20 protein-coding genes are annotated in these 25,623 nt (G+C 69.9%); 9 read left to right on the plus strand and 11 right to left on the minus strand.

The features are described 5' to 3' along the window. Positions 1-88: 88 nt before the first annotated feature. Positions 89-292 carry a hypothetical protein gene (locus tag ACFRAQ_RS22410; RefSeq protein WP_379102605.1) on the minus strand — a complete coding sequence of 68 codons (204 nt, stop codon included), beginning with the start codon at positions 290-292 and terminating at the stop codon, positions 89-91. Positions 293-532: 240 nt separating this feature from the next. Between ACFRAQ_RS22410 and ACFRAQ_RS22415 the strand changes: the two genes are divergently transcribed. Continuing rightward, on the plus strand, positions 533-1,969 hold the full coding sequence (locus ACFRAQ_RS22415; protein ID WP_379102608.1) for an aldehyde dehydrogenase: 1,437 nt from the start codon (positions 533-535) through the stop codon (positions 1,967-1,969). Between the two features lie 61 nt (positions 1,970-2,030). Here the strand turns inward: ACFRAQ_RS22415 and ACFRAQ_RS22420 are convergent, their stop codons facing one another. The 3 genes from ACFRAQ_RS22420 to ACFRAQ_RS22430 form a co-directional block, all read right to left on the minus strand. After that, positions 2,031-3,857 carry a phosphoenolpyruvate carboxykinase (GTP) gene (locus ACFRAQ_RS22420; RefSeq protein WP_379102610.1) on the minus strand — a complete coding sequence of 609 codons (1,827 nt, stop codon included), beginning with the start codon at positions 3,855-3,857 and terminating at the stop codon, positions 2,031-2,033. 242 nt (positions 3,858-4,099) lie between these two features. Further along, positions 4,100-5,968, minus strand: a complete 1,869-nt coding sequence (locus ACFRAQ_RS22425; RefSeq protein WP_379102612.1) for a hypothetical protein — start codon at positions 5,966-5,968, stop codon at positions 4,100-4,102. Between the two features lie 287 nt (positions 5,969-6,255). Continuing rightward, complete coding sequence (locus ACFRAQ_RS22430; protein WP_379102614.1) at positions 6,256-6,981, minus strand: hypothetical protein; 726 nt, start codon at positions 6,979-6,981, stop codon at positions 6,256-6,258. A gap of 210 nt (positions 6,982-7,191) precedes the next feature. On the opposite strand from ACFRAQ_RS22430, the gene trmB reads away from it, so the two are divergent. Genes trmB through ACFRAQ_RS22445 form a run of 3 tightly spaced genes read left to right on the plus strand, consistent with a single transcriptional unit; the run spans position 7,192 to position 12,130 of the window. Continuing rightward, the gene (trmB, locus tag ACFRAQ_RS22435; RefSeq protein WP_379102616.1) at positions 7,192-8,046 is read left to right on the plus strand and encodes a tRNA (guanosine(46)-N7)-methyltransferase TrmB; all 855 of its coding nucleotides are present in this window, start codon (positions 7,192-7,194) and stop codon (positions 8,044-8,046) included. Then, positions 8,043-8,813, plus strand: coding sequence for an NYN domain-containing protein (locus ACFRAQ_RS22440; protein ID WP_357094131.1), 771 nt, complete (start codon positions 8,043-8,045; stop codon positions 8,811-8,813). The genes trmB and ACFRAQ_RS22440 overlap by 4 nt, the downstream gene beginning before the upstream one ends. Then, complete coding sequence (locus tag ACFRAQ_RS22445; protein WP_379102619.1) at positions 8,813-12,130, plus strand: MMPL family transporter; 3,318 nt, start codon at positions 8,813-8,815, stop codon at positions 12,128-12,130. The genes ACFRAQ_RS22440 and ACFRAQ_RS22445 overlap by 1 nt, the downstream gene beginning before the upstream one ends. Before the next feature lie 60 nt (positions 12,131-12,190). Here ACFRAQ_RS22445 and ACFRAQ_RS22450 read toward each other — a convergent pair whose 3' ends face one another. The 6 genes from ACFRAQ_RS22450 to ACFRAQ_RS22475 form a co-directional block, all read right to left on the minus strand. Beyond that, entirely contained in the window at positions 12,191-13,912 is a 1,722-nt protein-coding gene (locus ACFRAQ_RS22450) for a DUF2339 domain-containing protein (RefSeq protein WP_379103704.1), read from the minus strand. Between the two features lie 641 nt (positions 13,913-14,553). Beyond that, complete coding sequence (locus ACFRAQ_RS22455; protein WP_379102621.1) at positions 14,554-15,363, minus strand: alpha/beta fold hydrolase; 810 nt, start codon at positions 15,361-15,363, stop codon at positions 14,554-14,556. A gap of 42 nt (positions 15,364-15,405) precedes the next feature. After that, positions 15,406-16,050, minus strand: a complete 645-nt coding sequence (locus tag ACFRAQ_RS22460) for a DUF1707 domain-containing protein (RefSeq protein WP_379103706.1) — start codon at positions 16,048-16,050, stop codon at positions 15,406-15,408. Between the two features lie 106 nt (positions 16,051-16,156). Further along, positions 16,157-16,819, minus strand: a complete 663-nt coding sequence (locus ACFRAQ_RS22465; RefSeq protein WP_379102623.1) for a response regulator — start codon at positions 16,817-16,819, stop codon at positions 16,157-16,159. Positions 16,820-16,833: 14 nt separating this feature from the next. Next, the gene (gene macS / locus ACFRAQ_RS22470; protein WP_379102625.1) at positions 16,834-18,024 is read right to left on the minus strand and encodes a MacS family sensor histidine kinase; all 1,191 of its coding nucleotides are present in this window, start codon (positions 18,022-18,024) and stop codon (positions 16,834-16,836) included. Then, complete coding sequence (locus tag ACFRAQ_RS22475) at positions 18,008-19,228, minus strand: AI-2E family transporter (protein WP_379103708.1); 1,221 nt, start codon at positions 19,226-19,228, stop codon at positions 18,008-18,010. The genes macS and ACFRAQ_RS22475 overlap by 17 nt, the downstream gene beginning before the upstream one ends. A 173-nt stretch (positions 19,229-19,401) precedes the next feature. Between ACFRAQ_RS22475 and ACFRAQ_RS22480 the strand changes: the two genes are divergently transcribed. Genes ACFRAQ_RS22480 through ACFRAQ_RS22490 form a run of 3 tightly spaced genes read left to right on the plus strand, consistent with a single transcriptional unit; the run spans position 19,402 to position 22,512 of the window. Then, positions 19,402-20,919 (plus strand): adenylate/guanylate cyclase domain-containing protein, encoded by a 1,518-nt coding sequence (locus tag ACFRAQ_RS22480; RefSeq protein WP_379103711.1) that lies wholly within the window; start codon positions 19,402-19,404, stop codon positions 20,917-20,919. Between the two features lie 4 nt (positions 20,920-20,923). Continuing rightward, complete coding sequence (locus ACFRAQ_RS22485) at positions 20,924-22,078, plus strand: YbhN family protein (protein WP_379102627.1); 1,155 nt, start codon at positions 20,924-20,926, stop codon at positions 22,076-22,078. A gap of 41 nt (positions 22,079-22,119) precedes the next feature. Beyond that, a complete protein-coding gene (locus ACFRAQ_RS22490; protein WP_379103713.1) occupies positions 22,120-22,512 on the plus strand; it encodes a DUF3054 domain-containing protein in 393 nt (130 codons plus the stop codon). 7 nt (positions 22,513-22,519) lie between these two features. Here ACFRAQ_RS22490 and ACFRAQ_RS22495 read toward each other — a convergent pair whose 3' ends face one another. Beyond that, positions 22,520-24,196 (minus strand): NTF2-like N-terminal transpeptidase domain-containing protein, encoded by a 1,677-nt coding sequence (locus ACFRAQ_RS22495; RefSeq protein ID WP_379102629.1) that lies wholly within the window; start codon positions 24,194-24,196, stop codon positions 22,520-22,522. A gap of 337 nt (positions 24,197-24,533) precedes the next feature. Here ACFRAQ_RS22495 and ACFRAQ_RS22500 point away from each other — a divergent pair, with 337 nt between their 5' ends. Then, positions 24,534-25,151, plus strand: a complete 618-nt coding sequence (locus tag ACFRAQ_RS22500) for a hypothetical protein (RefSeq protein WP_379102631.1) — start codon at positions 24,534-24,536, stop codon at positions 25,149-25,151. Between the two features lie 28 nt (positions 25,152-25,179). Beyond that, positions 25,180-25,617 carry a type II 3-dehydroquinate dehydratase gene (gene aroQ, locus ACFRAQ_RS22505; RefSeq protein ID WP_379102633.1) on the plus strand — a complete coding sequence of 146 codons (438 nt, stop codon included), beginning with the start codon at positions 25,180-25,182 and terminating at the stop codon, positions 25,615-25,617. Positions 25,618-25,623: the final 6 nt, after the last annotated feature.

Consider the following 25,623-nt stretch of genomic DNA (forward strand, 5'->3'; position numbering starts at 1 on the left):
CCGACAGGTCGGGATTCGATTGTTCGGAGCGCTGACGATTTGCCACAGGTATGCGGAAGTGCTTGCGCCGCTACACGTCCGGCGCGGATCAGTCCTCCGGCATCAGAAGCCGCAGTGCCGGTTGCCCTTTCCGGACAGTCGGATAGGTCGCCTCCACGACCTCCACCCGCCACCCGGACGGCAACACCCGCTGCAATTGGCCCGCCGCGCGCTGCATGGGCGTGCTGATCACCGAAGAGTCGGTATCGGACAACTCATTCACCAGGAAGTCATCGAGCCGCGTATCAGCCATGCGGGGGATCTACCTTTCGAAGAGCTATGGAATAGCAACCGACCGAAGTGGTGGAGAAAGGTGTTCTGACCCGAGCATAGGCCACGGCCGGGCAACCAAGATTTCAAACCGCGTATTACCTCGCCGGTAACAAGGGTGCTTAGAAACCGAGAGGTCCAATTTCAAAGAAAATCCCGGTCAACGGGACGATGGGCCGTCAGGACACGGACAATCCGGGGCAAAAAACTGTAACGTGTTCTCATGGAGTACCAGAGTCTGTTCATCGGTGGCCGCTGGACCGCGCCGGCCGGCCCCGACACCCTGCCCGTCGTCTCGCCCGCAACCCTGGAAACTGTCGGCAGCGTGCCCGTCGTCACCCGCGCCGACGTGGACGCCGCGGTCGCCGCCGCCCGCCGGGCCTTCGACAGCGGGCCCTGGCCCGCCACCCCGCCGGAGGAACGCGCCGCTCTGCTGTCGCGCGTCGTCGCGCTGCTGGACCAGAAGTCCGGGGACATCGCCAACGCGCTCTCCGCCGAGACCGGTGCGCCGCCGATGGTCGCCAGCACCCTCAACTACGTCTCCGGCCGCGCCACCCTCGACTTCTACGCCGGCCTCGGGAAGTCCTTCCCCTGGACCGAGTCCCGCACCGGCCTGTTCGGCACCGCCCGCGTCTCGCGTGAACCGGTCGGCGTGGTCGCCGCCGTCATCGCCTGGAACGTGCCCATCTTCCTGGCCATCAACAAGCTCGCCCCCGCCCTGCTGGCCGGGTGCAGCGTGGTCCTCAAGCCCGCGCCGCTGACCCCGCTGGCCACCAACCTGCTGGCCGACATCTTCGCCGAGGCCGGACTGCCCGAGGGCGTGCTCTCGGTGCTGCCCGCCGAGGCCGACGCCTCCGAGTACCTGGTCTCGCACCCGGGCATCGACAAGGTGACCTTCACCGGCAGCTCCGCCGTCGGCCGCAAGATCGCGAGCATCGCGGGCAGCCAGCTCAAGCGGTGTTCGCTGGAACTCGGCGGCAAGTCGGCCGCGATCCTGCTGCCCGACATGAACATCGAGGACATGCCGAAGCTGGCCTTCTCCGGCCTGATGAACAGCGGCCAGGCCTGCGTGGCCCAGACCCGCATCCTCGCCCCCCGCGGCCGCTACGACGAGATCCTCGAGGCCCTCACCGCATCGGTGGACCTGTTCCCGCTGGGCCTGCCCGACGATCCGGCCGCCCAGCTCGGCCCGCTCATCTCGAAGGCGCAGCGCGAACGCGTCGAGGGCTACATCGCCAAGGGCAAGGACGAGGGCGCGCGTCTGATCCGCGGCGGCGGCCGCCCCGACGACCTGCCCGGCTGGTACGTCCAGCCCACCGTCTTCGCCGACGTGGACAACGGCATGACCATCGCCCGCGAGGAGATCTTCGGCCCGGTCCTGTCGGTCCTCCCGTACGACACCGAGGAGGAGGCCATCGCGATCGCCAACGACAGCGACTACGGCCTCGCCGGTTCGGTGTGGACCGCCGACATCGAGCACGGCGCGACCGTCGCCTCGAAGGTCCGTACCGGCACCTACGCCATCAACTGGTACGCCTTCGACGCGTGCGCGCCCTTCGGCGGCTACAAGACCTCCGGCATCGGCCGCGAGAACGGCCCCGAGGGCCTCGACGCCTACTGCGAGACCAAGTCCCTGCTCATGCCCATGGGCACCGCGTAACCAGCTGAACGAAAAAGGCTCGCCCGCACAATCCGTGCGGGCGAGCCTTTTTCGTTCGGTCTTACGCGAGACGCTGCTTGAGAGCCTCGAACTCGTCACGCAGGCCCGAAGGCAGCTTGTCGCCGATGAACTGGAACCACTCCTCGATCGAGGGCAGCTCGTTCCGCCACTCCTCGACGTTGACCGCGAGGGCCTCGTCGACGTCGCCGGCGGTCACGTCCAGGCCCTCGAGGTCGAGGTTCGCCGCGACCGGCACATTGCCGATCGGGGTGGCGGTGGCCTCGGAGCGGCCCTCGATGCGGCCGACGATCCACTCCAGCACGCGGGAGTTCTCGCCGAATCCGGGCCACAGGAAGCGGCCGTCGTCGCCACGGCGGAACCAGTTGACGTAGAAGATCTTCGGCAGCGCCTGGGCGTCGGCGTTCTTGCCGAGGGTGATCCAGTGGTTCAGGTAGTCACCCACGTGGTAGCCCATGAACGGCAGCATGGCCATCGGGTCGCGGCGGACGGTGCCGACCTTGCCCTCGGCGGCGGCGGTCTGCTCGGAGCCCACGGTCGAGCCCATGAACACGCCGTGCTGCCAGTCGAAGGACTCGGTCACCAGCGGGATGGTGGTCTTGCGGCGACCGCCGAACAGGATGGCCGAGATCGGCACGCCCTGCGGGTCGTCCCACTCGGGGGCCAGGGTGGGGCACTGCGACATCGGGGTGCAGTAGCGCGAGTTCGGGTGCGCGGCGAGGGTTTCCGACTCGCGCTCGTACCAGTCGTTGCCCTTCCAGTCGACGAGGTGGTCCGGAGTGCCCTCGAGGCCCTCCCACCACACGTCGTTGTCGTCGGTGAGGGCGACGTTGGTGTAGACGGTGTTGCCGGCCTCCATGGTGGCCATGGCGTTCGGGTTCGAGCTGCGGTTGGTGCCGGGGGCGACACCGAAGAAGCCGAACTCCGGGTTGACGGCATATAGTCGGCCGTCCGCGCCGAAGCGCATCCACGCGATGTCGTCACCGAGGGTCTCGGCGCGCCAGCCCGGGATGGTCGGCTGGATCATGGCGAGGTTGGTCTTGCCACAGGCCGACGGGAACGCCGCGGCGACGTAGTAGGCCTTGTTCTCGGGCGAGATCAGCTTGAGGATCAACATGTGCTCGGCCAGCCAGCCCTCGTCGTGCGCCATGGCCGAGGCGATACGCAGCGAGTAGCACTTCTTGCCCAGCAGCGCGTTGCCGCCGTAACCCGAACCGTAGGACCAGATCTCGCGGTCCTCGGGGAAGTGGGTGATGTACTTGGTGTCGTTGCACGGCCACGGCACGTCGGCCTGGCCCTCGGCGAGCGGGGCGCCGACGGAGTGCAGCGCCTTCACGAAGGGGCGGTCGGTGCCCAGCTTCTCGAGGGCGGCCTGGCCGGCGCGGGTCATCACGCGCATGGAGACCACGACGTACTCGGAGTCGGTGATCTCGACGCCCAGCTTGGGGTCCTCGGCGCCGAGCGGGCCCATGCAGAAGGGCACCACGTACATGGTGCGGCCCTTCATGGAGCCGCGGTACAGCTCGGTCATGGTGGCGCGCATCTCGGCCGGGTCGACCCAGTTGTTGGTCGGACCGGCGTCGGCCTCGTTCTTGGAGCAGATGTAGGTGCGCGATTCGACGCGGGCCACATCGGACGGGTCGGAGAGCGCCAGGTACGAGTTGGGCTTCTTCGACTCGTTCAGCTTCTTGAAGGTGCCGGCGGCGACCAGCTGCTCGGAGAGACGGGCCGCTTCCTCTTCGGACCCATCCGACCAGACCACGCGGTCGGGCTGGGTGAGTTCTGCGACCTCCTGTACCCAGGCAAGCAGTTCCTTGTGCTCGGTGGGCGCGGTGCCATCGTGAAGACCAGGAATGGTCGCTGAGGTCATGAAAACTCTCCTGAGATGGGCGGCCCCGATGAGCATCGAGCCGAGGAGCGCGGCTCGCGACACCGAGTGCCACCAATTGCGGCAAGGCCCCGTCGGTCCCGCACGTGCGCCCATACCGGCTGGACGCATGTACAGGAACTCGGCGGATGCCCTGGTTCCTGCCATAGAGGTTAACGCCATATATCGCGCTGTACGGAATCGGGTTGTCCAGTCGGTACCGGGTCGAAACCTCCGACCAGCTGCTATACGAATTCGAGTGCGACCAGGTCACGTTCGCATGCCTGCACGAGCGCGGGTCGCCGCTGCGCCGCGTGCCGCAATTGCGCCTCCAATTCACCGACCCGCAAATCGGTTTCGACCATGCGGGCGGCGGCACTGCCGAGCACCTCGTCGGTGAGCCGTTCCTCGGCGTCCACCAGGGCGGTGGCGACCCGCTGTTCCAGTCCCGCGCGGGCGTCGACCAGCGCGTCGGCCACCCATTGCCGCAGGTGAGCGCCCTCGGCGAGGCGTCGGCGGGCGCGCACCACCCAGCCCGCGCCCGCGGCACCCAGGACCAGACTGATCGGCATGATCGCGTAGTCGAAGGCCTGCAACAGGGCCAGCGGCGTCACCAGCAGCCGCCCCAGCCCGAACCCCGCCGAGGCCCCCAGCACCAGGACCAGGTGGTCTTCGACGCCCCGCAGCCGCGGTCCCGGCGTCGGCGCGGCCCGCGACACCCGGTCCGCCGGGGCCGGAAAAGATATATGCCATTCCGCCGCGACGGATTCCTCGACCTGACGGCACAATTCGCCGATCCGGGACCGAATCGACCGATCCATCTCCTGTGTGAGTTTTTCCACACATTCGCCGACGCGCGGCGGAAATTCGGCGAGCGCATTCCGCGCCAACCCGTCGATCTCATCGCGCAGCTCGCCGTGCAAGCCCCGAATCCGCGCCCCGACCTCGTGCAACAGCTCCACCCGAGCCAACTGCGCCCGATTCCGCACCACGCTCATCGCCGCCCCGCGACCCCCGTCCCCCACCGCCAGCAACCGCGCCCGCTCCTCCCGCAACCCCGCCACGTCCCCGCCGTCCCGCACCTTCCCCAACTGCCCCCGAATCCGCTGCCGCGTCTCCTCCAGCACCCGCTCCCGCACGATCGCCATCTGATCCCCCACGGCCCCGGCCCCCGCCGCGGCCACCAGTCGCGCGTGCAACAACCCCACCCCCGACCGATCCACCAGCGCCGCATCCCCTGCCACCCGCCCGACCGCCGCCATCCGCCCCGATACCGGCACGATCTCGTCCCCGCCGGCCCCGGCCGCCTCGAGTAACTCCGCGTCCAGCTTCCGCACCTCCCGCCACTCGCGGTGTGCGTGAATCCCGTCGAGCGCGAACACGATCCGCGTGCCGTCGGCCCGCAATCCCCGCACCCGACCCAGCAGCTCTCCGCCGATCAGCGCACCGGCATCGAGTACGACCAGCGCTACACGGTACGGCCGGGACCTCGCGTCATCGCCACCGTTCACCTCGGGCGCATCGGTTCCAGCGCTGAGCATGCCGTCGCCCACCCGGCCACCGTCCGCCGCGGCGCCGGCGATGATGAGGTCGAGACGCGGCTGAAACCGGGCCAGCTCCACCCGCAATGCGGCGGCGAGGGATGTGTCCGCGGCGATGAGCGCGACCGCCGGGGGCGCCGGCGGCTCCGGGACCAGCATTCCGCGCAGCAACGCCAGCCCGTGCGGATTCCAGCGCATGACAACGGATTCCGCGGCCTCGGGCAGCGCTCCCGATACCGGGGCCGGGCCGGCTTCGCCTACCGCGGCCCCGGGACTGCGCCGGCCCTCTGGCAGCTCGGCGATGAGATCGACCTCTTCAGGCTGCCGCTGTCGCTGACTCCGGCGCGCACGGTCACCGTGCGGATCGGGACGCGGCCCGGTCGCGGGTTCGGCCGCCACCGGCGCGTTCGGCTCGCTCGCGGCGGTCCGGATCAACGGCGGCAGGTCGAGGCCACCGCCTCCGGCCGGTACCTGGGCTGTGGGCTGCGCTCCGGGCCCGGTGACCTGCCGGAGGCTCGGGGTCGGGATCGACAGCGGGTCTCGCGTCGCGGAGACCCGCACCGGCGGCGGCAATTCGAGGCCATGGCCCGCGGTCCGGGGGTTCCGCTCGCTCTCGGGGCCCGTTTCGGGCTGCGCCGCAACGGGTTCCGCGACACGGGCCGTCGCCTCGGAGGCTTCTGGGAGGGTATCCGGCTGTGGCAGGTCCGAGTCCGGCCGCGGGAGCGGTGGTTCGGTGGGACGGTGTGCTGGCATCAACACCGCTGATTCGTTCCTGCCGATGCGTTCGGCTTGCCCGGTCGACGCATTCGGCCCCGCCGATCTCGGCGGGGCCACGGCGAGATCGTCCGTCGCGAGGCGGATCATTCGGCCGGTTCGGCTGCAGCGGCTTCGTAGCGGCGGTGCAGTTCGCGGTGGAGCGGGTCGATTCCACTGGCGCAGTGCAGTATGTGGAGCAGGAACTGGGCCGGGAGACGTGGCGCGTGACGAAGGGCGGTCAAGGCGCACGAGACGCCGTACAGGTCCCAGCGGTCGAGCAGGGTGTGGCGAGCGTCGCGGCCGGGGGCGACATCCGGGGCCAGGAAGAGGTCGTGGGACAGGGTGAGGGGTGGGTCCGGCTCGTCGCGGTGGCGGCGCAGCGCGGTCAGATCGGTATCGGTGAGGGCGCCCGCGCGCGTGCGGGCGGCGAGGGTGGCGACCACCGGGAAGACCGGCAGGCCGAGGTCGGTGGCGAGGGTCTCGGCGGCGGTGGCCGCGTCGGACCAGCGGATGCCGATGGCGTCGGCCTTGTTCAGTGCGACGAGGGTCCGGGCCGGGGGCAGGGTGGCGAGAATGCGGCGGTCTGCGAGGTCGGCCAGGCCGGGCAGGACATAGAGGAGAAGGTCGGCGTCGAGGATCGGGGCCGGATGCCCGGGCTGGTCAATCGACCGGGTCTCCTCGGCGGTGAGCAGGGAGAGGGCGCGGCGGAGGGTGGTTTTCCGGCGCGGGCACGGCCGGTGACCTGGATGCGCGGCGTTCGCCGGGGCGGCACGCGGGCAGCGTAGCGGGCGGATGCGGAGGTGGGGGCGGAAAACTCTCACGGAACTCACAATCAAGACCGTGCGGTCGGGGACGCGGGCTCGGAAGCGCCCCGCCACGGGTGGTGGAAATGGCAACTACCGCAAGGTGAGTCACCGTGCGGTCGTCATCGCGCGTGGTCGCGTCGGCGTGTCCGGTGTGGCGTCCGGCCTGGCAGCCGGATTGATCTTGGCCGTCGGAACCCGTGGTCGATTGCTGCGCTAAGGATCGAATACTGGACAATGGACGCCGTGAACGACGCCGCGAACCCCTCTGCCGAGCCAGCTCCCGGGCCGCGGTCCGCCGACCCCGCCGGTGACCCCGGTCACCCGGAGAACGCCGCCGCCGAGTCGGAGCAGACCGCCGGCCGCGAGCGCCCCGTCGGCGGCAACCGGCTCTATCCCCGGGTCACCAGCTTCCGCGCCCGCCGCGGCGCGGTGTCGCCCGCCCGCCAGGACTCCTGGGATCGGGTGTGGCCGGTGATCGGCAAGGACGTGTCCGACGAAAAGCTGGACGCCGACGCCTGGTTCGGCCGCTCGGCCCCGCTGATCATCGAGATCGGCTGCGGCACCGGCACGGCCACCGCGGCCATGGCGCAGGCCGAGCCGGAGTTCAACCTGATCGGCATCGAGGTCTACAAGCCGGGTCTGGCGCAGCTGGTGCAGCGGGTGGAGCGGGAGGGGATCGACAATCTCCGGCTGCTGCGCGGCGATGCCGTGGATGTCCTGGAAAATATGATTGCTCCCGAATCGCTGACGGGCGTGCGCGTGTTCTTTCCGGACCCGTGGCCCAAGGCCCGCCATCACAAGCGGCGGCTGTTGCAGCCGGAAACCTTCGCACTCATCGCAAGTCGGCTGATTCCGGGCGGCGTGTTGCATGTCGCGACCGACCATGCGGACTACGCGGAGTGGATCGGCCTGTACGGCAATGCGGAACCCCAGCTCATCGGCATGAACGAGCCCACCGGCGGGGACCCCGACGCGTATCGAAACAAGGCACCGATTGGTTTCGAACGTCCGATTACTAAGTTCGAAAACAAAGGACTCCGCGCGGGTAGCGCCATCACCGAGTTCATCTGGGGGAAGATCGAATCATGAGCGTCAGTGAGATGACCCCGGAGGTCGCGGAAGTTGCCGGAATAATGCACGGCGGCGACTCGACCGGACTACAGGGCACCACCGGGCTCCACGGCAACGCAGCCGTCGCCATTGGCGGCACCGCCACCGACGTACGCCGCGTGCTGTTGGTCTGGGATGCACCGAATCTCGATATGGGCCTGGGCGCCATCCTCGGCGGCCGCCCCACCGCCGCCTACCGCCCGCGCTTCGACGCGCTGGGCCGCTGGCTGCTGGCCCGCACCGCCGAACTGTCGGTGGGCAGCACCACCCGGGTGGAGCCCGAGGCCACCGTCTTCACCAATATCGCCCCCGGCACCGCCGATGTGGTGCGACCCTGGGTCGAGGCGCTACGCAATGTCGGCTACGCCGTCTTCGCCAAACCCAAGATCGACGAAGACTCCGACGTGGACAGCGACATGCTCGGCCACATCGAGCTACGCCGCCGCGGCGCCGGACTGGCCGGGATCATGGTGGCCTCCGCCGACGGGCAGGCGTTCCGCGCGCCCCTCGAGGAGATCGCCGCTTCCGGCGTGCCTGTTCAGGTACTGGGTTTCCGCGAGCACGCGAGTTGGGCCGTCACGTCGGATATTCTCGAATTCATCGACCTCGAGGACATCCCGGGCGTGTTCCGTGAACCGCTGCCCAGGGTCAGCCTCGACTCGCTGCCCGACGAGGGTGCGTGGCTGCAGCCGTTCCGGCCGCTGTCGGCCCTGCTCACCTCCCGCCCCGCTCAAGGAGTCGCTTAGTGTTCACCCGCTGGGGCGACCTGGTCTACAAGCTGCGCTACACCGTCCTGGGTGTGGTCGTCGCCGCACTGCTCTCGTTGGGAGCGTTCGGGTTCGGGCTGGAGGACCATCTCAGCTCCAGCGGATGGGACGACCCGACCTCGGAGTCGACCGCGGCCGCGCAGCTCAAGGACAAGGTTTACAACCGCGACCACAACAGCGACGTGGTGCTGCTCTACACCGCGCCCGACGGCAAGACCGTCGACGATCCGGCGTGGAATCAGAAGGTCATCCAGTCCCTGAACGACCTGCCCAAGCAGCACCCGGAGATCACGCAGGTCAACGCGTCGCCGTGGAAGACCGAGACCGGTCAGCAGCTGGCGCAGGCGGTGAGCCCGGATCGCAAGCATGCCTTCGCGACGGTCGCCATCAAGGGCGACAACGACACCGAGATCATGCGCAACTACCGGAATGTGAAGAGCGCCTTCACCGTTCCGGACGTGACGGTCGAGGTCGGCGGCATGCAGCCGATCGCGGGCACCCTGAACGACACCATGGCGCAGGACCAGAAGCGCATGGAGATCATCGCGATTCCGGTGGTCGCGGTGCTGTTGTTCTTCATCTTCGGCGGTGTCGTCGCGGCCGCGCTGCCGCTGATCATCGGTGGCCTCACCGTGCTCGGCGCGAACGGCATCGTCATGGGGATCACGAAGTTCACCGAGGTGAATTCGTTCGTCTCCCCGGTGGTTTCAATGATCGGTCTGGGCCTGGCCATCGACTACGGCCTGTTCATAGTCAGCCGCTTCCGAGAGGAAGTGGCCGACGGCTACGACACCAAATCGGCGGTGCGGCGCACGGTGCAGACCGCCGGCCGCACGGTCATCTTCTCGGCGACCATGATCATCGCCGCCAGCGCCGGCATGCTGCTGTTCCCGCAGGGCTTCCTGAAGTCCGTGGCCTACGGCACCATCGCGACCGTCGCGCTGGCCGCGATCTCCGCGCTCACCGTCCTGCCCGCGTTGCTGTCCATTCTCGGGCCGCGCGTGGATGCCCTGGGCCTCAAGCGTTTCCGCAAGGAGAAGACCACCGAGGAGATCGAGAACGGCTTCTGGGGCCGGATGACCGCGTGGGTCATGAAGCACCCGCTGAAGGTGGCCATCCCGATCACCATCGGCCTGCTGCTGCTCATCATCCCGGTGAAGAACCTGCAGTTCGGCGGTATCTCGGAGACCTATCTTCCGCCGGATAATTCGACCCGTCTGGCGCAGCAGCACTTCGACGAAGTGTTCCCGATGCGCAAGTCCGATCCGCTGCAGCTGGTCATCATCACCGATGATTCGCGCAGTGTGGGACCGCTGATCAGCGAGGCCAACGCGAATACGCCGGGCCTGCTGGCGAACGGCAAGTTCCAGATCCCGTCGAAGCCGCCGAACGGCTCCAACGTGTGGGTCTCGGAAGGCCGCCTGGAGAAGGGCGCGGACAAGGCCGCCGCCATCGACTCGCTGCGCGCCATGGAGGTGCCCGAGGGCGTCGACATGATGGTGACCGGTCAGCCCGCCATCGAACAGGATTCGATCAGCGCGCTGCTGGACCGCATGCCGTTGATGATCGCCCTGGTGGTGCTGGTGACCACCATCCTGATGTTCCTCACCTTCGGCTCGCTGGTGCTGCCCATCAAGGCGGCGCTGATGAGCGCGCTCGGCCTGGGGTCCACGCTCGGCATCCTGACCTGGATCTTCATCGACGGTCACGGCGCGGGCCTGTTGAACTTCACGCCGCAGCCGATCATGTCGCCGGTGCTGGTCCTGATCATCTCCGTGGTCTACGGCCTGTCCATCGACTACGAGGTGTTCCTGATCTCCCGCATGGTGGAGGCCCGCACGCAGGGCGCGAGCACCACCGAGGCGGTGCGCGCGGGTACCGCGCAGACCGGCCGCATCATCACCGCGGCCGCGCTCATCCTGCTGGTGGTCACGGGCGCGTTCGCGTTCTCGGATCTGGTGATGATGCAGTACATCGCCTACGGCATGGTGTCGGCGCTGTTCATCGACGCGACCGTGCTGCGCATGCTGCTGGTCCCGGCCACCATGAAGCTGCTCGGCGACGACTGCTGGTGGGCACCCAAGTGGATGAAGAAGGTTCAGCAGAAGATCGGCCTGGGCGAGCCCATCCTCGACGATGAGCGGCCCGGCGGCGGCGAGGTGGTGGACCTGGTCAAGACCACCCCGATCACCGACCCGGTCACCATGCAGATCCCGATCGTCTCCGACGGTTCCACGCCCGCGCGCCCGCGCAAGCCGCGCCCGCGCCGCACCGTCGACGTGGACAGCGAGGCCCCGACCCAGCGCATCGACACGGTGACGCCGGCCGAGTCCACGCCGCCCGCCGACAACACGCCGCAGCCGCCGGAGCACACCGCGCAGCAGGCGGAGAGCGCCGCGCCCGCTCCGGAACCGGAGCGCCCCCGAACCGGATTCCCGTCCGCCACAGCGCGTCCCGGCTTCGGCGTCACGCCGTCGACCACCGCGCCCCCGGCCTTCGCCAAGCCCACGGGCATCACCGAACCCAGCACCGAGGCGACCTTCGGCCCGCCGGTCGAGAACTTCGGGACCGCGTCGGAGACCTACGGCGCGCCCGTGGAGTCGGTTCCACCGCTGGCCCCGCGCCGGGTGATCAGCGCGGCCGCCGCGGAAGCGCCGACCACCGAACTCGGTTCCGTCCCGCCGGTCGCCCCGGCCGGACCCGCCGAGTCCGCCGCGCCCCGCGGCCCGGTGACCCCGATCGGCGACTTCGCCTCGCCCACACGCGGTTCCGCCCCCGGTCTGCCGCAGCGCAAGCCCGAACAGCCCGCCGCGCCCGCCGAGAGCCAGGCGTACGGCCAGGACGTGAGCTTCACGCCCCCGCCCGCCCCGGTCACGCCGGCGAGTTCGGTGCCGTCGATCTCGCAGCCCGCACCGCCGGTCACCCCGGTGCCGCCGGCGCCGCAGCCCGAGGCGACCCCACCCGCGTCCACGGTCGGGTCGGAGCGGGTGCTGCCGCCGCCCGCGCCGAAGATCGCGCCGCATCCGGCCACCCGGGCCCAGTTGTACCAGCCGCAGCCGGAGGGCGAGCAGCCCGCGCCGGAAGCCGCTCCCGCGGAACATCATCCGGCGCATCACGCGGCCGGTGAGCAGCCCGAGGACGGCGCCGGGCGCAGCAGCATCGAGCAGTGGATGTCGGATCTGCGCACCTCCCGTCGTCGTCCCGGCAAGCCGGACGAGGACGACGCCAAGCACCGCGGCGGTGAGGGGCGGCAGGTGAGCGTCAACGAACTGCTGCGTCGCCAGAACAACGACTGATACGCCACGACGCAGGAAGGCCCGGCCGAATTCTCGGCCGGGCCTTCCTTTTTCGCCGCTCTAGGTGCGCGCGTCCAGATCGGCGAAGGCCCGCGCGTAGCGGGTGCCGACCATCAGCAGCAGCACACCCACCACCAGGAACGCGGCCGCGCGCAGCAGGCCGGCCAGGGTGGCCAGGTCGAACAGGAACAGCTTGGCCAGGGCCGCGCCGGTGAGCAGCAGGCCCGCTACCAGCGCCACCTTCGCCTGCGGCGACTTGCGCGAGAGCCGGCGCAGGCCGAACAGCAGGGCGGCGGTGGCCGCGGCCATCCAGATCACCGTGGCGATGCCGTGTCCGGCGAGGAACCCGTCGCGGCTGCCGGTGGCGACGCCGAGCGAGACGGTCAGGGCGGTCACCGCGTAGAGCCCGCCGATCCCGGCGAACACCGACAGAACGGCGGCGTCGGACTCCCGGTCGAGCAGACCCAGACGACGCGCCGTCCAGGCCGCGACCGCCAGCACCGCGAGCAGGAACACCGCCGACAGCGCGGTCGAAATACCCAGGTGTGCTTCGGCTTCCACCTGCCCCGCCAGCGTGGCCGGGTCGGCGCGGAACAGGAACGCGAGCGCGCCCAGCCCGCCGTAGACCGCGCCGAGCGCCGCCGCGAACCGCGATCGCTGCTGTCCGGCCGCCGCCAGGAAGCCCATAGCGACCACGAACAGCGCCGTCGGCAGCGTCTGGACCTCGGTCACGCCGACACACGCTTCGAACAGCGCGACCGCACCGGCCAGCGCGGACACCACCGCCAGGTGCCCCGGAATTCGCGCGGCGGCACCGAGTTTCGGCACCCACGGCACCGCCGCGACCAGCAGCAGCACCGCCGCGACCGCACCGGCCACCACCGTCGGCCCGGTGCGCCCGGAGAACAGCACGGGCGCGGCCAGCATCGGCACGGTCGCCGCCCCGAAGCTCAGGCTCGCGGTCACGTCACCCGCCCGCAGCCGCCCGGCGAGCACCGCACCGGTAAGCCCGGTCACCGCGATGACGATCGCGGCGGCCAGCGCCTGATACCGGTCCGGGCCCGCGCCCGAATCGAGGGCCGTGCCGACCACCGCGAGCAGGGTCCCCAGCACCGCCGGAATCGTCCGAATCACGTGCAGCCACGGCCAATCCCGCACCAACTGCACCGGCAGGGCGGCGATCTGCAACACGATCAGGAAGCCGACCAGAAGCATCAACTCCGTCGACACGAACGGCGCGAGCACCGCCGCCCCGGCGGTGACCAGCACGGCCAGCCCCTGGGAGTTCCACCGCATGGCGAGCGCCACGCCCCCGGCCGCGATCCCGAACGCCACCACGTACCCCACCACCGGATCCAGCCACCGGTACATCGTGGTCATGGCGACGACATCCAGATATCCCCCGGCGATACCGGTGGCCGCCAAGGCGATACCCCCGACCCGGCCCCCCGGCTTGGCGAACACCCGCGCCCCGACACCCACCAGAGCGGCCGAGAACAGGCCACCGGCGACAACTCTCGGCACCGGCCCGAAGAACCCCGCCTGCGCCGCCAGCACCAGCAGCATGACCACGCCGATCAACGTGACGGCCACCCCGGCCACGGCCAGCACCCGGCTGATCACGCCTTCCCGCTGCCACCACGGCTCCCGCGCCGGCCGCCCGGCCACCACGCGCCGCTGCTGCGGCAACCCGGGCATCGGCGACAGCGGCTGCGCACCCGGACCAGCCCACCCCGGCCGAGCCGCGCCGGCCGGACCTGGAACGGGCTGCCCCACCGGCATTCCCATCGGACCCGCGGGCGGGATCCACCCGGAGGCGGGCGGGATCGGCGCACCCGGCGCCCCGGGCATCCCTACACCTGACGCGGGCGGCTGCCCCCACCCGGCCGCCGGAGCAGCCCCGGACACTCCCGGGATCGGAACCCCCTGCTGCGCAGGCCATCCCGGCGCACCGACGGGTGGCGGCCCCCACAGGGGCGCGGCCCCGGCCGGACCGGACCCCGGCGCGCTCCGGACTGGAACCTCCTGCCCCGGCGGAACCGTCCCCTGAACGGGCTGTCCGCTCTGCTGAGCAGCGGCACCTCCGTCGAGCGCGCCCGGAACGCCCGGTTCCGGCCGCTGTTCCGTGACGGAGACGGTCGACGGGGCCTCGGAACTGCCCGCTCCGGCAACGCCCGTGCCGGTCGCGGTCTGTGCAGCGGTGCGCATGGATTCGGCGAGGACCTGCGTGTGCAGGGTGTCGAGGTCGCGGCCGAGGATGTTCAGGTGCTCGCCGAGCGAGGTGAATTCGGTCGACAGCCGCGCGATCAGGCGGGGATCGATGGCGGGATTCATGCCGGCAATGCTCCCGACCTGGGGGTTCTGCCACATGAGTAGAAACACCCGGGTAGCGGGCGATTACTACGCGAGTCGCAGCCGAGCGGTCAGGCGGAGTGGGCGGCCGCGCGCGCGATGGTCGCGGTGATCTCGGCGGTGATCAGGTCGGGGGCTTCCAGCATGGGGACGTGGCCCAGGTCCGGGAGCGGGCGCACCCGCACGGCTCCGGTGGGGGTGAGGGGCGCGTAGACGTGCGGCGGCAGCACCCGGTCGTGTTCGGGCAGCAGGATCGTGGTGGGGACGTCGAGCTCGGCCAGACCGGTGAAGCCGACGGGCAACTCGGGGTCGGTCGCGAGGTCGTCGACGATGGCGCATTCGGTGATGGCGGCGGTCATGGCCTTGGCGAGCGGGTTCGGCACGGCGGCGGGCCGGTAGGCGAGCAGCGGCAGCAGCAGGCTGCGCAGCAGCGACGGCATGGTCGGCTGCTGGCCGGGGCCCAGTCCGATGAGCGGCCCGAAGGCGCGGAACCGGCGCAGCAGCGAATCCGCGGCGGCCGGGGTGCGCCACAGTCCGGCGGGTGCGATGGCGGTGCAGGAGCGGGCCCGGCCGCGGGCGGCGAGTTCCAAGGCGATCCAGCCGCCCAGCGAGTTGCCCGCGATATGGACGGCGTCCCAACCGGATTCGTCGAGCAGCCGTTCGCAGTGGTCGACCAGGGCGGTCACGGTGGCGGGACGCGCGGCCTCGGGTCCGCCCCAGTGTCCGGGCAGGGTGGGGGCGAGCACGCTGTGGCTCGCGGCCAGGTCGTCGAGCACGCCGCCCCAGGACTGCCAGGTGAGCAGGACGCCGTGCAACAGCAGCAGCGGTTCGCCGCGGCCGGTTCGATGCACTGCCTCCGGTGCCGGGACGCCTTCCACCATGGGCGTGACCCTACCGTCCGGCTCCGGCTCCCGCCGACCGGTTCACGCCCCGTTGAGGAAGCGCTTCCAGTTGGTCCCGAACGGGTGCTTGGCGGTGACGGAGCTGAATCGCAGGCTCCCGCGCACGATGATGTGCAACGGACCCATCGGCGGCCCGCTGCGCACCTTGGTATTGGCGCTGGACCCGATCAGGTCGATGGCATTGAGGTCCACGGTCGCCTCGGCGGGCAGGATGAGTTCCAGCGAGCTGCAGGTGTCGTTCACGTGGATCTCCACCACCTGGGTGGACATGACGGCCTGGGTGAAGTCCAGGTGCACGCTGCCCATCATGCTGTTCAGCACGAGGCTGGGCGGCACGTGCCAGACGCCCCTGCGGTGCACGCTCGACATGCGCGCGCGAATCACGTTGCCGGGCACGGGTTGCGGCAGGCGCGGCGGCCCGCTCACGAATCGGGGCTGCGGCGCCACGTAATGCGGCGCGGCCGGGGCGGGCTGCCCGACCAGCCGGACCCCCGGCAGATCGATCAGCACCGCGTTGAGTTCGCCGCGGGTCTTGGCCGCGAGCGCGGTGTCCATGCGCTCGGTGAATTCCCCCAGCGACAGCATGCCCAGCCCGACCGCTCGCTGCAGCAACCGGCCGACATGTTCGCGTTCTACATCAGATACCCGTAGATCCCGGTCGCCGATCACGGTGCCGGTCTCGAGCGCGGAAACCGCTTCAGGACCTCCCATGTCTTCGAGGCTAGCGAGCCCGGGCCGGTCACCGCATCAGGGCAATCCCTGAACCGCTCCCCTACTCGAGGCCCTGTTCGATGGCGTACCGGGTCAGTTCGACGCGATTGCCGAGCTGGAGTTTGCGCAGCGTGGACTGCACGTGGTTCTCGACGGTGCGGTGGCTCAGCCCCAGCCGGGTGGCGATCTGCCTGGCGGACAAGCCTTTCGCCACCATCCGCAGCACTTCGGTCTCGCGGTCGGTGAGGGCGGGCCGGTGGGGTTCGTCGCGATCGGCGGGGGTGTTGGCGATGCGGCGGAACTCACCGAGGACCAGTCCGGCGAGGCCGGGGGTGAAGACGGCCTGGCCGGCGGCGGTGGCGTGCACGGCGTCGAGGAGTTCGGTGGCCGAGGCGCTCTTGACCAGGTATCCGGTGGCCCCGGCCTTGATGGCGTCGAGCACGTCGTCGCGTTCGGCCGACGCGGACAGCACCAGCACCCGGGTTCGCGGGGAGACCCGCAGCACCTCGGCGGTGGCGTCGGCGCCGTTGCCGTCGGGGAGCTGCATGTCCATCAGCACGACGGCCGGTCGGACGGCGGCGGCGCGGGCTCCGGCCGAGCGCACGCCGTCGGCGGTGGCGACCACGTCGAACCCGGCCTCGGCCAGGTCGCGGGCGACGCCGTCGCGCCAGATCGGGTGGTCGTCGACCACCATCACGGTGATCCGGTCCGCCGCTGCGCTCATCTCCGCCTCCGCTCTCATTGTGGCCGTCCGACGGGAATCCGGAACTCCCATTCCGCGCCCGCCCCCTCGTCGCCGTCCTCGGGTACCGCCTCGAACAGCAGCTGCGCGGTGCCGCCGAGCGCGGCGACCCGGCCGATGATGGAGCGCGAAACACCCATGCGCCCTTGCCCTTCGGCCTCCGCGAGCCGCCCGGGCGGGATCCCCGGACCGTCGTCGCGCACGCTCACGACGATCTCGTCACCCATATCCTCCAGCAGCACATAGGCTTTCGCGCCCGGTCCGGCGTGCTGGACCACATTCGCCAAGGCGGCGGCGACGGCCGCGGCGACCTCGCGGGCCGCCCAGTGCCCGAGCAGCACCGGATCGCCGGGCGTGGAGACGAAGACGGACGGCGTGGTCTGCGCGGTGAGCAGCGGCCGCAGGTCCTCGTCCACCCCGCTGACGTCGGCGGGTTCACCCTGTTCGGAGATGAGCACCCGCAGCGCGACCTCCTGCTCCCCCGCCCGCTGCGCCAGTTCCGCTGTCGGCCCGCCGATCTCGTTCCCGCGCCGCTTGATGTAGCTGAGCACCTGGAGGACGCCGTCGTGCACCTGGCGGGCCAGGCGTTCGCGTTCCTGGGCGGCGGCGGTGAGCCGGATGGCCCGCTGCAGCTGCGCGTGGGCGCGGCGGGCGGTGTTGGAGGCCAGCCCCACGGCCAGGCCCACCGAGATCAGCACCGGCAGCGTGGCGTCGCGCCAGACGTCGACATCCCATTGCGCGCGGGCGGTGATGACGGCGGCCGAGACCACCAGTCCCGAGCAGATGCCGCCGAACGGTCCCCACAGGATCGCCGCGGAGACAACCGCATTGGCGGCCCACAGCGTGGTGGGCAGGGTCTGATGGCCGTGGTACCAGTCGTACGGCGCGACCAGCCGGGTGGCGAAGATGAGAGCGATCACCACCACGTGGTCGCCGATCACCACACCGGTGCGCACCCGCGGCTCATGACGGATCCGCCACTGTGACAACAGGATCGCGGAGATGCCCGACCACACCGCCATGACCGCGATCAGCGCCCAGCTCAGCCGCTGATTGGTGTAGTGCGGCACCGAGGCCACCTGCTGGCCGACCGCGTACAGCAGCGTGACCAGCCGGAACGCCTGCACTGCCCGCCACAGCGGCGCGGTCGCGCCCCAGGCGGGGTCGGGCTCAGGCCCCGGGGACATCCTCGGTCCCCGGTGTCGCCGCGCCGCCCGCGGATTTCGGATCGGGGAGCGCCGGGCGGTCGCCCTCGCCCGCCGGCAGGGCGATCTTGTACCGGTCGGGGTCGGGTAGGTCGGGTTCGGCGCTGAACATCGGTTTGTCCGGGTCACCGCTGTGCAGTTCCTGATAGAGCTCCTGCGGCGAATCGGCGAGCAGCGAGCGGATGGCGGTATTGAGCACCGCCACGAACGGCACCGCGAGCAGACCGCCCGCCAGCCCGGCCAGCACCACGCCCGCCGCGATGGCCAGCACCACTGCCAGCGGGTGGATGCGTACCGCGCGGCCCATCAGCAACGGTTGCAGCACATGGCCTTCCAGCTGCATGACCGCCACCGTGATGCCCAGCACGATGAGCGCGGTGACCAGACCCTTGGTCATCAGGGCGATGAACACCGCCACCGAGCCGGCGATGAACGAACCCACGATGGGGATGAACGCGCCGATGAAGACCAGCGAGGCCAGCGGAAGTGCCAGCGGCACATTGAGAATGGCCAGGCCCGCGCCGATGCCGATGGCGTCCACCGCCGCCACCAGCACGGTGGCGCGGACGAAGCCGGTGAGGGTGCCGAAGCCGAGCCGTCCCGCGGCCCGCACCCGCGCCCGGTGCGGGGTCGGGACGATGCGAGTGCAGAACTCCCAGATCTGGTCGCCGCCGTAGAGGAAGAAGATGAGGATGAACAGGGTCAGGAACGCGCCGGTGAAGAACTCGCCGATGACGGTGGCGGTGGTGAGCGCCCCGTTGGTGAGCGCGTCCTTGTTGGATTCGACGGTCTTGACGATGGTGTCGCCCGCATTGCGGATCTGATCGTTGCTCAGGTGCAGCGGCCCGTTGATCAGCCAGTCCTGCACCTGGTGCACGGAGGTCTTGAACTCGTCGGACAGCTGCGGCACACCGGAGACGAACTGTTCCACGACGAAGGTCATGATCCCGGCCAGGATCCCGAGCGACCCGATCAGCGCGACCAGCACCCCGATGGCCCGCGGCACCCCGAACCGCTGCATCCAATTGACCAGCGGCGCCATCAGAGCCGCGCCCAGCAGCGCGATGGAAATCGGAATCGTCACCGTGGACAGCCGCCGTGCCAGATACGCGACCGCGACCACCGCCGCGAGAATGATGAGCAGCCGCCAGCACCATTCCGCGGTCTGCCGGACGAGCGGGTGCACAGCCTCCGCGTCGCGCCGCCGTACCTGACTCGTTTCCCCGGACCCGCTGGACACCGCCTGCGCCTCACTCACCTGAGCGAGCCTAACGGCCGGAACCTCCGCAGGCATGTACCGGCGATGCAAACGCTAGATTGGAGCTCGTGTCAGCGCCCCTGGAAGCGGTCAAACAGACCATGCATACCCGCTGGCCGCTGTACTTAGCTTCGATGCTCGCGGCCAACGCGTTCGGCGCTGTCCTGGTGTGGGCGTTCATCGAGTACGGGTTGCCGGTGCCGGAGGACGGCACGAGCGCGACCCGCGAGACCGGGCTGCTGGTGCCCGCGCTGGTCTTCGTGATCGGCGGATTCCTGAGCGTGACGGCGTCGGCGCTGATGCTGCGGCCGGTGATGCGGTGGCAGATGCGGGGCGGGCCGCCGTCGCGGCAGGAGCAGATGGCGGCGCTGCACGCGCCGTTGCGGCAGGCCATCGTGCATCTGGTGTTGTGGCTGATCGGCGGCGCGGTGCTGGCTTCGCTGATCATCGTGCGCACCCCGGAGCTGGCGGCGGCGGTGATCGTCACCGAATGTATGGCCGCCACCATCGTTTTCGGCTTCACCTACATGCTGGGGGAACGGATTCTGCGGCCGGTCGCGGCCGAGGCGCTGACCGTGGGGGCCTTCGACCACACCCTGACCGCGGGTGTCGGCACCCGAATGGCCATGACCTGGGGGATGGGCACCTTCGCGCCGACCATCGCCATCGTGCTGCTGTGCGTCACCCAGATTTCTTCTCGCGTCCAGTTTTCCGCGCAGTCGCTGGCGGTCTCGATTCTCTTGTTGTGCGGCGTGGTGATCATGCAGGCGCTGGCGCTTTCCATGCTCACCGGCTCCTCCATTTCCGATCCGATCCGCCAGCTCAGCCAGGCCATCGACCGGGTGCAGGAAGGCGCCCGGGATGTGCAGGTGGAAGTTTTCGACGGTTCCGAGATCGGGCTGCTGCAGGTCGGCTTCAACCGAATGATGGGCGAGGCCGCGAAACGCCGGGAACTGCAGGAATTGTTCGGTCAGCATGTCGGCGAGGATGTGGCGCGGCGCGCCCTGGAGTACGGCACCGAACTCGGCGGTGAAACCCGATTCGTGGCGGTCCTGTTCGTGGATATGGTCGGCTCGACCGCGACCGCGGCGGAACGCCCGCCGACCGAAGTGGTCAGCCTGCTCAACGAGTTCTTCCGGGTCGTGGTGGATGTCATCGACCGCCATCACGGGCTCATCAACAAATTCATGGGTGACGCCGCGCTGGCCATCTTCGGCGCGCCGCTGGATCGCCCCGACGCACCGACCGCGGCCCTGGCCGCGGCCCGCGAACTGCGTGAAGCCCTGCGCGAGGTGGTGGGCCTGGATATCGGTATCGGCGTCTCGGCCGGACTCGCGGTGGCCGGGAATATCGGTGGGGCGAATCGCTTCGAATACACCGTGATCGGCGATCCGGTGAACGAGGCGTCGCGCCTGACCGAACTCGCGAAAGACCGGCCCGAACGCGTCCTGACCTCGTCGAGCGCCCTGTTCTTCGCCGACGAGAACGAACAGCGGCATTGGCAGACCGGAGAAGAAGTGCAACTGCGTGGCCGCCGCCGGAAAACCCGGCTGGCGTGGCCGCGGGAAAGCACCGACCCCGCTGCTGCAGACGAGGCGGCGGCGAGTTCGTTAGGCTGACGACGTGACGGCCCATGGTGAGCTGGACGGCGAACCCACGCCGCCCGCGGACAACGCGCGCCGTGGCAGATTCTGGTGGGCCAAATGGGTGCTGGGCGCCGCGCTCGTGGGACTGCTGATTTCCGAGGGCACTTACCTATATCCGCGCCTGCACGAATCCTGGAAGAACCTCACCGAAATACATTGGGGCTGGATCGCCGCCTGCATCCTCATGCAGGCGGTTTCCATGTCCGGGTTCGGTCGCATCCAGAAACAGCTGCTGCACGCCGGCGGCGTGGAGGTGAGTCAGCGCAAGTCGGTGTCGGTGGTGTACGGCTCCACCGGCATGTCGCTGACCTTGCCCGCCGGTCAGGTGTTCTCGACCGCCTTCACCTACCGCCAGACCCGGCGCTGGGGCGCGAGCCCGATCGTGGCGTCCTGGCAACTGGTGATGTCGGGCGTGGTGGCGGCGGCGGGCCTGGCGCTGCTGGGCCTGTTCGGCACGGTGCTGGCCGGGGACCGGGTGGGTCCGGCCAAGGTGATCCTGACGCTGGGCACGGTCGCGCTGCTGATCTGGGCGGTGAACTACGTGTCCCGGCATCCGGACGGGGTGCAGGGCCTGCTGCAGCGAATCCTGCACCTGGTCAACCGGATCAGACGCAGACCCGCGGACGACGGCATGGACAAGATCGAGGAGATCATGTCCCAGCTGGAATCGGTGGACCTGGGCAAACGCGATGGCGCGTGGGTGGCGGCCTGGGCGCTGGTCCACCGGCTCGCCGACGTCGCCTGCCTGGGATTCGCCTGCTACGCGGTGGGCGCGGACCCGCGCTGGGCGGCGCTCATGCTGGCTTTCGCGGCCGGAAAGGCCGTGGGCACCATTCCTTTGGCTCCCGGCGGCATCGTCTATGTGGACGCCACCCTCATCTACTCGCTGACCGCCGCGGCCGGGCTGCCCGCCGCGCAGGCCGTGGCCGCCGCCTTCCTCTACCGGCTGGTGAGCTTCATCCTGGTGGCGATCGTCGGCTGGATCGTCTTCCTGTTCCTGTTCCGCAAGCCGCAGGCCGGTGACGCCGAACTGGAGAAGGAGTTCGAGGAGCGCGGCAATTCGCTGGTCACGGACCGCCGCCGCGCCACACCTCCCGCGGACCCGGGCTCCCCCGCCGCCCCGGATCTTTAGCCTGGTGTCCCTGCACGAGCGTTCGCGGGCGGCCCGATAGCCTGTCCCGCGTGAAGAAACTCGTGCCCTTCGTCGTGGATGTCGCCCTGGTGATCGTGTTCTGCGCGATCGGGCGGCGCAGTCACGACGAGGCGATCGCCGCGGGCCTGCTGCGCACGTTCTGGCCGTTCGGCACCGGGCTGCTGCTGGGCTGGGTGCTCGGGGTGGCGGTGGCGGCGGGCCGGGAAGGCGTCTCGGCGGCACGGGGTTTCGACGGCCGCACGGTGTGGCCGACCGGCGTGATCGTGTGGCTGAGCACGCTGGCGGGCGGCATGCTGCTGCGCGCGGTGTCGGGTCAGGGCGTCGCGGTCAGCTTCGTCATCGTGGCCGCGACCTTCCTCGGGCTGTTCCTGGTCGGCTGGCGCGCGGCCGCGCAGGCGCTGTCCTCCCGCTGAGCCGCCGCTAGTCCGGGGTGGCCAGCGACTGCAACAGCCGGGCGGCCACCCGCGCGGTGAGGTCGCCGCTGTCGGGATCCTCGATGTGGATGGCGAAGGCCAGGTCCCCGAGGGTCGCGACCAGCCACCCATTGTTGCCGGTGGTAGCGCTGTAGACCTGGACATCGCGATACCGGCCGAGGGCGGCCATCTCCGGCGCGCCGCCGCCGTCGTGCAGCATGGCGCGCAACCGGTCGGTGGCCTCCGGCGGCAGCGCGGCCAGGTCGGCCTCGGTGGTGGCCGGCTGGCCGATGGCGATCATCGGCTTGGGCACCTGCCCGCGCGCGACCGCGGCCGCCGCGATGGCCATGCCCCAGGGGCTGGCCAGCAGCGAGTCGGCGGCATTGCCGCGGCCGACGTTCTCGGCGGTGTTCTTCCCGGTGGGCAGGCGGCCGGTGGTCTCGTCGAGGCCGGGCACCCGGAAGTCGATGCCGATGCCGAGCAGGCTGGCCGCGTCTGCGGCGTCGCCGACCGAGACATCCTGCGGCGCTTTGTGTTTGGTGACCGCGGCGACATTCTTGAACAGCTCGATCATGCCGCCGACCGGGTACAGCCCGGTGAAGGCGATATTGCCGCGCTCACTGGCCTGACTGTTCTGGGCGACCGCGACCAGGGCCCCGCTGGAGGGCTGGATGGCGACGATGGAGGTGGGCGAACCGGTGCTCACCGCGGCGTCCTCGGCGGCGCGCTGCAGATGCTGGTCCATGGTGCCCGGAATGTCGGGTCCGGGCGGGCCCTGCTCCCCGACGAGCTGGGTGACCATGGCCCCATTGGGCTCGAACAGCTGCACACCCCAGCCGGAGTGGCTGTCGCGGTTCTCGTCCCACACCTTGGTGAGCGCGTCGAGCATGGGCGACCACACCCGGCGGTCGGCGGAGATGAGCTTGGGCTGCTTCTCCAGCACCACGCCCGGGATCGGGGCCATGCGCGGTTCGAGGATGGCGAAGTCGCCGTCGCGCAGGTTGACCGCGGTGATCGGTTTGCCCTGCGCGGCCGAAAGCTGTTGCATCAGGGCCGGTCCGTCGATGAGCGGGGCGACCGGGGCGATGGCGGCGGCGAGCGCGTTGGTCGAGGCGACCGGGTCGGTGATCTTGGCCGGGTCCAGCTTGACCACATTGATGGTCTGCTCGGTCATGAGCGGCTGGCCGACGATGTCGTTCACCCGCGGGGAGGGGTGGGCCTCGGTGCGGACCAGTTTGGCGGTCCGCTTGGCGTCGAGCTGCGGCATGACCAGGGCGGGATCCCACGAAATGCGCCAGCCCACACTGAGTTTGCGGACGGTGCCGTTGAGGTCGTACTTCCAGTTCCGGTTCCCGCCGAAGTTCCAGGCGCCGGTCATGGAGAAGAGGCCGGTCGTACCATCCAGTTTGATGAACTGGGTCACGCGGTAGTCGGGCTTACCCGACCCCATGCCCTCGAAGACTTGCTTCAGCGTTGCCGAAGCGCCCGCCGGATAGGAGGTCAGTCGCGACGCCCCGTCGTAGTCCTTCTTGTCGATCAGCGAGGTGAACTGCTCGACCACGTTCTCCGCGCCCGTCGATTTGTCCCGAAACCCACACGACCCCATCGCGATCGCGACGGCCGCCACACCCGCGAGTGCGATCGCACCCCGAACTCGGAAGCGGCGGGATCCCCACACATCCATATCGCCCACTCTTCACTCTGGCCACATCAGCATCAGGTCCACGGTACCGCGCTCCGAACGCCGCGGCGCCACCTTCTCCACCAGGTGCGCACGTACTGAGCATCACCATAGTGCCGAAATCCTTCAGTAGGGACCAGTTACATGATCACCGGTCGGTTACAGCACTGACGTATTCGAGACTCGGCAGACCGATCGGTTCTCACTGGTGACAGCCCCGCGCGCGATTCGTGACCATGCCTCGAGACCCCGTTCTCCCAGAGCGGAACCCACGCACCCAATTTCGACGTAACGTTGTAATCAGCATTACAACTCCATGCCGTAAGTGAGTGTGACCAACATGAGACACGGACATCGTGGACCCGGCTTCGGACGCACCGGCGGTTGGCAGCAGGCCGACCTCCCTGACGTCTCGGATGCCCCCGACTGGTTCGCTGGCAGATTGCCAGCCGACTGGTTCACCGGTCCCGCAACCCTCGAGGTCGATCGCGACGAAATCGTCGTCCTCGGCGAACTCCCCCTCCCCCCAGCCGAATCCACCCCCGCCGCCGAAGCCGGCGCGGACGCCCCCGCCGCCGACGCGGCCCCGGCCGGCGTCCCGCAGGCCACCCGCGAGGGCCTGCTCGCCCGCTTCCGGGAGTCCACCCGGCCCGCCCGCATGCAGATCGCCCAGGAGGCGCAGGCCCGCTACGGCCGCAATGTCGCCTGGGGCGTGCTCGTGGACGGCGAGCGAATCATGTTCACCCATCTGGCCGTACCGGTCATGACCCGATTGCGCCAGCCCGAGCGCAAGGTGCTCGACACCCTGGTCGACGCCGGGGTAGCCCGCTCCCGCTCCGACGCGCTGGCCTGGACCGTCAAACTGGCCGGCAAGCACGCCGAGGAGTGGCTCGGGGAATTGCGCACGGCCATGCGCAAAGTCGACGACCTGCGGACGGAGGGACCGCGCGGCCTGTGATCGCCCGGTCGGCCGATAGAGTGGGCGCATGCCTGCTACCGGTCCGATCCTGGTGCTCAACGGCCCCAATCTGAACATGCTGGGCACCCGTCAGCCCGAGGTGTACGGGGCCGACACGCTCGACGACGTGGTCGAACTGTGCCGCAAGACCGCGGCCCGGTTCGATCGCGAGATCGTGGCGTTCCAGTCCAATCACGAGGGCGCGCTGATCGACCGCATCCACGCCGCCCGCGGTGTGGAGTCCGGCATCGTCATCAATCCGGGCGGGCTCACCCACACCTCGGTGGCGCTGCGGGACGCGCTGGTGATCCCGGAGGTGCCGATCGTGGAGGTGCACATCAGCAATGTGCACGCCCGCGAGGAATTCCGGCACCACTCGTTCGTGTCCCCGATCGCGACCGCGGTGATCGCGGGCATGGGCGTCCAGGGCTACGCGGCGGCCATCGAGTTCCTCAGCACACGCTGACCCGTT

This window comes from Nocardia sp. NPDC056611 (genome assembly GCF_042792755.1).
Classification (GTDB): domain Bacteria; phylum Actinomycetota; class Actinomycetes; order Mycobacteriales; family Mycobacteriaceae; genus Nocardia.